The 9,497-nt window shown below is 67.5% G+C and carries 11 protein-coding genes; 7 read left to right on the top strand and 4 right to left on the bottom strand.

All coding sequences use genetic code 11. The features are described from left to right. The first annotated feature begins 78 nt into the window (after window positions 1-78). Window positions 79-1,290: an IS30 family transposase gene (locus NHG27_RS18680; protein WP_497017321.1), complete on the top strand. Its 1,212-nt coding sequence runs from the start codon at window positions 79-81 to the stop codon at window positions 1,288-1,290. Here the strand turns inward: NHG27_RS18680 and NHG27_RS18675 are convergent. Continuing rightward, window positions 1,241-1,882, bottom strand: coding sequence for a class I SAM-dependent methyltransferase (locus tag NHG27_RS18675; RefSeq protein WP_497017320.1), 642 nt, complete (start codon window positions 1,880-1,882; stop codon window positions 1,241-1,243). The genes NHG27_RS18680 and NHG27_RS18675 overlap by 50 nt on opposite strands. 153 nt (window positions 1,883-2,035) lie before the next feature. On the opposite strand from NHG27_RS18675, the gene NHG27_RS18670 reads away from it, so the two are divergent. After that, entirely contained in the window at window positions 2,036-2,635 is a 600-nt protein-coding gene (locus NHG27_RS18670) for a recombinase family protein (RefSeq protein WP_497017319.1), read from the top strand. A gap of 76 nt (window positions 2,636-2,711) precedes the next feature. Further along, window positions 2,712-3,335, top strand: a complete 624-nt coding sequence (locus NHG27_RS18665; protein ID WP_497017318.1) for a GNAT family N-acetyltransferase — start codon at window positions 2,712-2,714, stop codon at window positions 3,333-3,335. Between the two features lie 666 nt (window positions 3,336-4,001). Here NHG27_RS18665 and NHG27_RS18660 read toward each other — a convergent pair. Continuing rightward, the gene (locus NHG27_RS18660; protein ID WP_028708020.1) at window positions 4,002-4,391 is read right to left on the bottom strand and encodes a heavy metal-responsive transcriptional regulator; all 390 of its coding nucleotides are present in this window, start codon (window positions 4,389-4,391) and stop codon (window positions 4,002-4,004) included. Between the two features lie 78 nt (window positions 4,392-4,469). On the opposite strand from NHG27_RS18660, the gene merA reads away from it, so the two are divergent. Beyond that, entirely contained in the window at window positions 4,470-5,918 is a 1,449-nt protein-coding gene (gene merA / locus NHG27_RS18655) for a mercury(II) reductase (protein WP_396049645.1), read from the top strand. A gap of 66 nt (window positions 5,919-5,984) precedes the next feature. Here merA and NHG27_RS18650 read toward each other — a convergent pair whose 3' ends face one another. Both NHG27_RS18650 and cmtR read right to left on the bottom strand, forming a co-directional pair. After that, entirely contained in the window at window positions 5,985-6,581 is a 597-nt protein-coding gene (locus NHG27_RS18650; protein WP_430594168.1) for a cadmium resistance transporter, read from the bottom strand. Beyond that, on the bottom strand, window positions 6,578-6,937 hold the full coding sequence (gene cmtR, locus NHG27_RS18645) for a Cd(II)/Pb(II)-sensing metalloregulatory transcriptional regulator CmtR (RefSeq protein ID WP_028708027.1): 360 nt from the start codon (window positions 6,935-6,937) through the stop codon (window positions 6,578-6,580). Before cmtR ends, NHG27_RS18650 begins: the two co-directional genes overlap by 4 nt. Before the next feature lie 346 nt (window positions 6,938-7,283). Between cmtR and NHG27_RS18640 the strand changes: the two genes are divergently transcribed. The 3 genes from NHG27_RS18640 (at window position 7,284) to NHG27_RS18630 (ending at window position 9,242) form a co-directional block, all read left to right on the top strand. Next, on the top strand, window positions 7,284-7,802 hold the full coding sequence (locus NHG27_RS18640; RefSeq protein WP_497017317.1) for a hypothetical protein: 519 nt from the start codon (window positions 7,284-7,286) through the stop codon (window positions 7,800-7,802). Window positions 7,803-8,001: 199 nt separating this feature from the next. After that, complete coding sequence (locus tag NHG27_RS18635; protein WP_497017316.1) at window positions 8,002-8,733, top strand: hypothetical protein; 732 nt, start codon at window positions 8,002-8,004, stop codon at window positions 8,731-8,733. After that, a complete protein-coding gene (locus NHG27_RS18630) occupies window positions 8,733-9,242 on the top strand; it encodes a Pycsar system effector family protein (RefSeq protein WP_497017315.1) in 510 nt (169 codons plus the stop codon). Before NHG27_RS18635 ends, NHG27_RS18630 begins: the two co-directional genes overlap by 1 nt. Window positions 9,243-9,497: the final 255 nt, after the last annotated feature.

Below are 9,497 nucleotides of genomic sequence, written 5' to 3'. Positions count from 1 at the left end.
AACTCTTTGGGATGGGGTCTTGGCACAGTGCACATCCTTCCAGCAGTGCCCTCCGGCACCACAAGTCAGGTGTCACCTATCCGTGCAGCAGACCCGGCTGTGGTGTGGGGGGCGTGGGGTGAGGGTGAGTCGCTGCGGCGGATTGCTGATCGGGCCGGTCTTCAGGAGCAGCAGGTGCGCCGGTATTTGCTGCGCCATGGCGGGGTCCGGCCTTCGCTGCCGAGGCGTTCGCTGCGACACCTGAGTCCTGGTGAGCGGGAGGAGATCTCGCGCGGGATCGCGAGCGGGCTGTCTGGACGGGCGATCGCCGCAGAGATTGGCCGGCCAGCCTCGACGGTGTCGCGGGAGATCGCGCGCAACGGCGGCCGCGCCGCCTATCGGGCAACCACGGCAGACGAGCGTGCCCAGAGTGAGGCGCGGCGCCCGCGGGTGCCGCGCCTGGCGGGTGACGAGCGGTTGCGGACCGTGGTGCTGGGGCGGCTTGAGCTGGACTGGTCTCCGCAGCAGATTGCGGCGTGGTTGCGCCGTGAGCATCCTGACGAGCCGGGCATGTGGGTCTCGCACGAGACGATCTACCGCGCGGTGTACCTGCCGAGGTCGCGGTCGATTCCGAAGGCGACCTACCAGCGGCTGCGAACGGATCGTTCGATGCGACGGCCCCGGATGGTCCAGCGGTCTCACGGGCGAGGGCAGCTGCGCGACATGGTGTCCATCCACCACCGCCCGGCAACCGTCGCCGACCGGCTCGAGCCCGGCCACTGGGAAGGTGACCTCGTCATGGGCAAGCGCCCCTCAGCGGTGGCCACGCTCGTGGAGCGCTCGACCCGCTACCTGAAGATCGTCCCGCTGCCCGACGGGATCAAGGCCAAGGACGTCAGCACCGCGGTCGCCCGCGCGCTGTTCAACGTGCCGCCCGGGATGTGCAAGTCCCTGACGTGGGATCGTGGCCGTGAGATGGCTGATCACGCCTTCCTCAGCGCCCTGATCGACGCACCGGTCTACTTCTGCGACCCCCGCAGCCCGTGGCAGCGCGGCACCAACGAGAACACCAACCGTCTCCTGCGCCAGTACCTACCCCGACGGTCCAACCTCACCGCTACCGACGACGTCGAGCTCGAGCGGATCCAACGACTCCTCAACGAGCGCCCGCGGCGAGTGCTCAACTGGGCAACGCCAGCGGACACGTTTCGGCAGGCTGCTGCAGATTCTCGACTTCCACGTCAGCTCGCAGCAGAGTGGGCTACTTCGGCGCCTGTGCGAGCACGAACCCTTGATCGTGCTTCTCAGTAGGGCGCGGTGCGCGGTCCAGCACGGTATCCACGTCGAGCCCGGCAGCGCGCGCCGCCGCGGCGACATCCGTCGTGAGGTGCAAGAACGAGGTGAGCTCTACTGGCTGCCCATAGGCGCTCGTGATCGTCCGTTCCCCTGTGCCCGCATGGAAGCCGAACAGGAGGGTTCCACCGGGTCGGAGCACCCGAGCCATCTCCGCGACGGCCGCTGCCAGCGCGTCAGAGGGGACGTGAATGATCGAGTACCACGCCAGTACTCCGTCGAAGACGTCCTGGTCGAACGGGAGCGCTGCAAGATCGGCTGCCACCAGCGCCGTCGGGACGGTGGGTCGTGCTGCCTCCGCGAGCATCCCCGATGAGAGGTCGATGCCGACCAGGCGCAAGGACGACTCTCGCTCGTGAAGGTGCCCCAGCATCCGACCTGTGCCACACCCCGCATCCAGCACCCGTGCCCCTGCTGGCAGCTGATCAACGAACTGCTCAATCATCGCCAGGTCCATGCCCGCTTCGAAGGACGCGTCGGGGAGCAGCGCTGCGTAGTCCGCAGCGACGGCGTCGTACCCGGCTCGCGCCCGGGCCAGTCGTTCGTTCATAGGAGGCAGGGTAGGCCAGCGCCCGTTAGCCGATCCCTCACCGGGCACCCCGGCGCTCCAACCCGACCCACGTGGCTCCGCCAGTTGGCGGTGCCCGGTAGACCCGCCCGCAAATGTGCCCGGTGAAGGGGGTTCAACTGCGACACTTGCGCCATGACGGGGATGAAGATCGGATACGCACGGGTCTCGACTCAAGGTCAGGACCTGACCGCACAACGCGAAGGGCTCGAGCGACTGGGCGTCGAGGCCGAGCGGATCTACGTCGACCACGGCCTGACCGGCACCAACCGCGACCGCCCAGGGCTACGCGAAGCCCTCGCCGCGTGCCGGGCCGGGGACATGCTCGTGGTCACCAAGCTCGACCGCCTCGCCAGGTCCCTGCCCGACGCCAGGGACATCGCCGACGAGCTCACCCGCCGCCGGATCGTTCTCTCCTTGGGCGGTAGCGCCTACGACCCGACCGACCCCGTCGGCAAGCTCCTGTTCAACGTCCTGGGAATGGTTGCCGAGTTCGAGGCTGACCTCATCCGCGCGCGTACCCGCGAAGGTATGGCCATAGCCAAGGCCAAGGGCCGGTTGCGTGGGAAGAAGCCGAAGCTCACGCCCGCCCAGCAACGCCACCTCCTGGCCGTCCACGCCGCTGGCGAGCACACCAGCGGTGAGCTTGCTGAGCTCTTCGGCGTCTCACGCGCAACCGTCTATCGCACCATCCAGCGCGCTGTCGCCCCGTCGCTCACTGTGCCGATGGCCTGAGACCGTCAGTAGCAGCCCCTACGAGGCGGCAGGCAATTGTCTCGACCACCGGGCCCGATGCGGGCACCCTGACCGCATGACCTCACACTTCCTGCGGGCTGCTGGCTTCGACGAGTCCTTGATGGTTGAACACGGCCGGGCACGTCCTGTTGCGTCGATCCGGCTGTACCTCGATGTTGACGAACCGAGCTGGGTACGGTGCCGGGCGCTCTCGTTCCTCGGCTCGCAGTACTACGACGACGTCAAACCCCAGCGGACGCGCTTCGAGCGTCCCGCACTGTGCCTCGTCGCGGTACTCGATCAAGAAGTCGTCGGAATCCTCGACGTTGAGATCGATGGCGCTTCGGCGACGATCGACACCATCGCGACGCACCCCGACCACGGCCAGCTAGGCATCGCCAGTGCACTGCTCACGAGCGCTCTCCCAATGCTCAACGACCGGGGAGTCACGAGCCTCGATGCCTGGACCCGCGAAGACGTCGCGGCGAACGCCTGGTACCAGCGCCACGGATTCGCCGAGGAGTTCCGGTACCTGCACGTCTACAAGGACTGGGATGGAGCCGCCGAAGGATTCACATCGCCGCCAGGTCTGAGTTCCCCCGTCCGGGCCTTCGCCCATGCCGAGATCGAGCACGAATCGGATCTCCGCGCACGCTTCCGCAGGGTCTACGTCTGCCGACAGTACAAGCGGAGAATCTAGCGCCAACTCGAGCGAACATCTGCTACCGAACTCACCCCCCACCGGTAACGTCAGCAGCAGGTGGTGCGTTGGTGGGTTGAGACCGCCTTCGTTTACGGGACGACAGGCCGTCCCATATGACGCACCGTCACCGGACAACCCTTCTCGGGCGGTCTTGCGAACATTCGGGCGTGGGTTTCCGCCGATGACCTGCACCGCCTCCGCAGCGGGTTCCTCCTACGGGACGGACAACTGGACCGACCGCAACCGCTGCGAGGGCGGACCACTGAGCGTTAGGGGGTCCCGTCCGGCTCCGATGCCCTCTCCAGGCTTCGGACCGCTGCCAGGCGGTGGAGCTCAGACCGTCGGATGAGGAGTGCGGCAACGGGCGCCCGCGATCGCGCTGGCGGCGTGATGATTGGTCGTCATTCGCGCCCTTTGGTTCCTTCGCGCACCATCCGACGATGTTCGCCGCGGCCGGCGGCGTGCCCGCGTTGCGGGCGGAGTCGTTCAGTCGCGAGCGATGCGAAGGGCGACCCAGAGCGCGCACCTTCGGCAGATGTAGGCCGGTTCGCTCCCGAGTGCGTGGAGCGACCTTCGTGGCCGCTGGCGGCCGCAGCACGAGCATCGTTGCTGGGTGTCATCGGCCATGTCGCGATGGTGCCACGGGCCGGTGACCTTCGCGGGTCACAGGTAGCGGCAGACGTCCTCGGGGGAGCATGTGGCCGGGTCGCCGGTGGTGGCGTGCTCGCGCAGGATGGCGATCGTGGTGCGTAGCTGCGCGAGCTCGGCGAGCTGCCGGTCGATGACCGCGAGGCGGGTGTCGAGCAGGTCGGTGACGTGCTGGCAGGGGGCCTGGCCCCGGTCTCGGATGGCCAGCACCTGGCCGATCTGGGCCAGGGTCAGCCCGGCGGCTTGGCCCCGGCGGATGAAGTGCAGCCGGTCGAGCACCTCGGGGCCGTAGTCCCGGTACCCCGCCGGGCTGCGGTCGGGGTCGGGGAGGAGTCCGACGTCCTCGTAGTACCGCAGGGTCTTAGCTGTCGTGCCCGACGCCTGAGCCACCTCACCGATCCGCATGCCACTCATTCTGCCTTGACCTTCCAGTGCACTGGAAGGTCGATCCTGGTCCTGAGGCGCGGCAACAAGGGAGGACTTATGACGGCAACGGACAAGAGCAGGTCGTATGACCTGGCAGTGATCGGGTCCGGTGGGGCGGCGTTCGCGGCCGCGATCCGCGCCACCACCCTGGGCAAGCGGGTGGTGATGATCGAGCGCGGCACCATCGGCGGTACCTGCGTGAACACCGGGTGTGTGCCCTCCAAAGCCCTGCTCGCGGCCGCCGAGGCCCGCCACGTCACACTCGACGCCGCCCGGTTCCCCGGTCTGCCACTCCCCGACGCCCCACCGGTCGACATGCCCGCCATGGTCGCCGGCAAGGACAAGCTCGTCGGATCGCTGCGCAGCGAGAAGTACGCGGCCCTGGCCGCCGAGTACGGGTGGGCCCTCCACCCCGGCGAGGCCACCTTCGTCGGCACACCGACTGAGCCGGCACTCCGCGTGACCGGCCCGGACGGCACGGCGGAAACCGTCCGGGCCGCGCACCACCTCATCGCTACCGGCTCCACGCCCTGGGCGCCGCCGGTCCCCGGCCTGCAGGAGGCCGGTTATCTGACCTCGACGACCGCGATGGAGCTGGACCACGTCCCGGAGTCGCTGCTGGTCATCGGCGGCGGCTACGTCGCCATGGAGCAGGCCCAGCTCTTCTCCCGCCTCGGTGCCCAGGTCACCATGCTCGTCCGCTCACGGCTGGCCTCCCACGAGGAACCCGAGGCCGCCACCGCCCTGGAAGAAATCCTCGCCGACGAAGGTATCGAGATCATCCGCGGCGCGGTGCCCACCGCGGTGCGCCGCGACCCGGCCACCGGCGAGGTCACGGTCACCGCCACCACCGCCGACGGCTCACACGAGCTCCGCGCGGCCGAGCTCCTCGTTGCCACCGGCCGCCGCCCGGTCACCGGCACGCTCGGCCTCGACACCATCGGCGTGCGCGCCGGCAAGCGCGGCGAGGTCATCATCGACAGCCACCTGCGCACCACGAACCCGCGGATCTGGGCCGCGGGTGACGTCACCGCCCACCCGCAGTTCGTGTACGTCGCCGCGGCCCACGGCGCCCTGGTCGCCGACAACGCCCTCACCGGAGCCGGCCGGGAGGTCGACTACCGCCACCTGCCCCGGGTCGTGTTCACCAGCCCCGCCCTGGCCTCCGTCGGAATGACCGACCAGCAGGCCCGCACTGCCGGGATCCGCTGCGACAGCCGCGTCCTGCCCCTGGCGCACGTCCCGCGCGCCATCGTCAACCGTGACACCCGCGGGCTCATCAAGATCGTCACCGACGCCGACACCGGCCGCATCATCGGCATCACCGCCCTCGCCCAGGACGCCGGTGACCTCGCCGCCGCCGGCGTCTACATCCTCGAGGCCGGCATGACCACCGACCAGGTCGCCAACCTCTGGAGCCCCTACCTGACCATGGCCGAAGGCCTCAAACTCACCGCCCAAACCTTCACCACCGACATCACCAAACTCTCCTGCTGCGCAGCATGAACCCGCACAGGGATCCCTATACCGGAGCGTCGAGCCTGGCGACCTCTCTCGTTCGCTTTGGCTCCGTCAGAGACCGAACGCTCCTCCGCTGACGAGGATGACGATGCCGAGGCCGATCAGGACGATGGGGAACAGGATGTGTTCCCAGCGCTCGAGGACTTCAGCGATCGGCGGCCGGGTGGCAACGAACTTGGCGACTACGACCAGGACCGCGACGAGCGCGAGGAAGACGAGGCAGTAGGCGACCACTGCGATGGGTTCCACGCTGAGGAAGACGGGGACATAGACGCCGATGTTGTCTCCGCCGTTGGCGAAGGTGACTCCTGCGACGGTCCACGCGCTGACCTTCGTGCCCGTGACCTTGGCGTCATCGTCGTCCTCGTCTCCGCGCCAGGCTTGCCATGCAGCCCAGAGACCGAGGGCCAGGGGGATGAGCCCGAAGTACGGGATAGCTGCTGAGGGCAGGAATGCTCCGGCTCCGATAGTCACCAGCACAGCGGCACCGAGGATGCAGGCGAACCCCACGTACTGGCCGACCAAGATGCGGGTGGTCGTCCCGCGTTGGCCCGCGCCGCGGGCGAAGAACAAGGAGAGCACGATGATGTCGTCGATGTTGGTCGCGATGAACAGGCCGATTGCCTGCAGGACCGCAGCCAGGATCACGCGCCCGCCTCTGCTGCGTCGCATCCGTGCACCGAGCAGGCAGGATCGATGCACGGGGCGTTCTCGTCAACCGCGAGGGTGACGTCAACCAGGGCGGTCAGCGCCTGCGTCAGGTGGGGATCGGCGATCTCGTAGCGCGTCTTGCGGCCCTCGGGTTCGGCAGCAACGATGCCGCAGTCGCGCAGGCACGCCAGATGATTGGACACGTTGGAGCGTGTGAGGTCCAGATCGCGGGCCAGCTCTGCCGGGTAGGCCGGCCGGTCGAGCAGCGTCAGGATGATCCGGGACCTGGTCGGGTCGGCCAGCGCGCGGCCCAACCGGTTCATCACGTCCAGGCGAGAAGCAATGGTCAGCATGCGCTGAACTATACAGCGAGGACTGAAGTGGTTTTACGCAGCCCGGAGTCGCTAAGCGTGCGAACGAGGCTGTGTCAGTTGGGGATCGACCCACGGGACGATTCGCCCGATCATCAGGGAACTCACGAAGCGGCGACAGAACCCCGCCACATAACGGCCAAGGCCACATGTCGCGGCCGCGGCTGTGGTGCCTGACAAACGGTCGTTTTACGACACCATGTGTCGAACATCCGATACTTGAATCGAGGGCATGGCGGTTTTCGGCCCTGGGTAAGGGTTGACAGGAAAGCGACCGGCTGCTGTAGTTGTTGTCAGGCGGGTAAGGGTTGCCCGGAGAGGGAGAAGGATGCTGCACATCACTTTGGGCGACTGGCGCGAGGTCGATCCTGCGACGGACGAGCTCGGGCGGAGCTACATCGGGTACAGGGACGGCATGGCCGTCGAGGACATGTGGGAGTCGAACCGGGGGTGCTGGGTCGTGGGCGAGCGCGCTGACTCGGAGCGGTTCGTCGTGTTCAGTCACCAGGGCGTGGTGCGCATGGTGGCCGAGATCGAGTCGATCGAGCTGACCACGAGCAAGCGCAGGGTGATCGTTGGACGCCCGCTCGGCGCCGGTGACCGGGCGTACGACGTGTTCATCGACGGCCCCGCGCCGGTGCAGGGCAACCGCAACCCGATCACCTACTTCGACGACCCCCGCTTCGACCGGCGCGAGTGCGCCTGCGGGTGCGGCGCGCAGATCACCCGCGGCGACTGGATCCCAGGCCACGACCAGAAGGCCCTTCACAAGCGCGTCGCGAGCATCGGCACGGTCAAGGAGTTCATCGACTGGTTCGACCGGACGGCCGCTGCGCAGGCTGGGTGACTTCCACCGACCAGCATCACGCGAGGCCTCGGGCCCCACCGGCCCGAGGCCTTCGCGTGGTCCAGAGCGGGGCGGAAGTTGATCGACGACAGATCTAGACAGCTCCCACTCGACACGGAGGTCTCTCACTACGTCAACAACGATCCGGGTCAGTACAGCTAGGCTCGGGCCGCGAACTGGCGCGAAGAAGGGTCTACTGATGGCAACGCTCAAGGAGCAGGTTGACGAGGCCGTAGCGGCGGTCTCCAAGACCTGGACGAAGACCACGTGGTCAACGGTGGACACGGCAGTGCCTGATCCCGACAACATGGGGTACAGCGACGCGAAGGTAGTCCGAGCGACCTACCTGTACTCGGACCTCATCGATTCCTCGGGGCTCGTGAGAGCCGCTGACAGTCACGACGAGGTCGCATCGGTGATGTCGGCCTTCCTTAAGGTCGCGGTGCGCATCATTCGTGCGGAGAACGGCCACATCCGCAGCTTTGACGGCGACCGAGTCATGGGCGTCTTCACGGGCGCCAACCGACAGACCCGCTCTGTGCGGGCCGCGATGAAGATCGACTACGCGGTGGGCAAGCTGCTCGACCCGAAGATCCAGAGTGCGTTCAAGTCGCTTCGGGACGCAGACTGGCACATCCGAGCGATGACGGGCATCGCCACGAGCGAGGCCCTGCTGGTGCGAGCCGGTATCCGCAACAACAGCGACCTGCTCTCGGTGGGCGTCGGCCCGAACCTGGCTGCGAAGTTGAGCGATCTGCGCGACACCGGCGCTGGGCACAACATCGCGATCGGCAAGGGGACCTATAGCGAGCTGGCCGAGAGTGTCATCCTGTCCAAGGGGCAGAACATGTGGACCGGACCGTACACGCTCAGCATGGGCGGCACCTCGTACGGCTACTACACGACGCGCTTCTACTGGACGTCGCTCTGATGTTCGGACGCAAGGAGCGCACGCAGCCGCCGGCGAGCAACGACGACCTCTGGCGCATCCACGACGCTCAGATGGACTGGACCGGAAGGGTCGACGCCAAGGCAGCGTTCGCGCTCACGTTCCAGACCGCGTTGCTGGCCGGAGCAGTCACCCTGCTCAGCGAGATGGACACGTGGCCGGAGTACGTGTTCATCGGCCTGAGCGTCGCCCTGGTCGCGACCGGAGCGGTCTTCGCAGCCATCGTCGTTGCCCCCCGTCTGCGATCCAAGAACCTCCAGCGCGAAGCAGCGAGCAACTACATCTACTTCGGCCACGCCCGCTCCTGGACGCCGCAGCGCCTTGTGGCCGACCTTCGCAAGGGAGACCTCGCGGAGCAGCTCGCGTGCCAGGTGATCGTGATGGCGGAGATCGCGTGGATCAAGCACCGTCGCGTGGCGCTGTCGATCTGGTTCGGTGTGGCGGGGGGAGTCTTCCTGCTCGCGGCCGGTGCGATGTCACGCCTGGCGTGAAGCCGCGCACCAGCCACCAGCGCTGACTCTGCTGCAAGAACAGAACCCCGTAGCCATGTGGCTACGGGGTTCTGTATCGAGGCCTCAGCCTGGATCCGCCGAGCCGGTTTCTGGAGCGGATTGAGCGGTGCTCGTGGATGGCCTGACTGTCGGTGCTGACGGGGGGCGCGCGGTACCTGCCGGTCTGCCCGGCTTTTCCACTTTCGGTCCCTTCTCGTCGGGACAGGGCTTGCTGGTCAGGTGGCGGCTGTCAGT

The sequence above is a fragment of the Oerskovia sp. 140933 genome (assembly GCF_059651515.1).
This window is presented reverse-complemented; position numbering and strand designations above follow the sequence as displayed.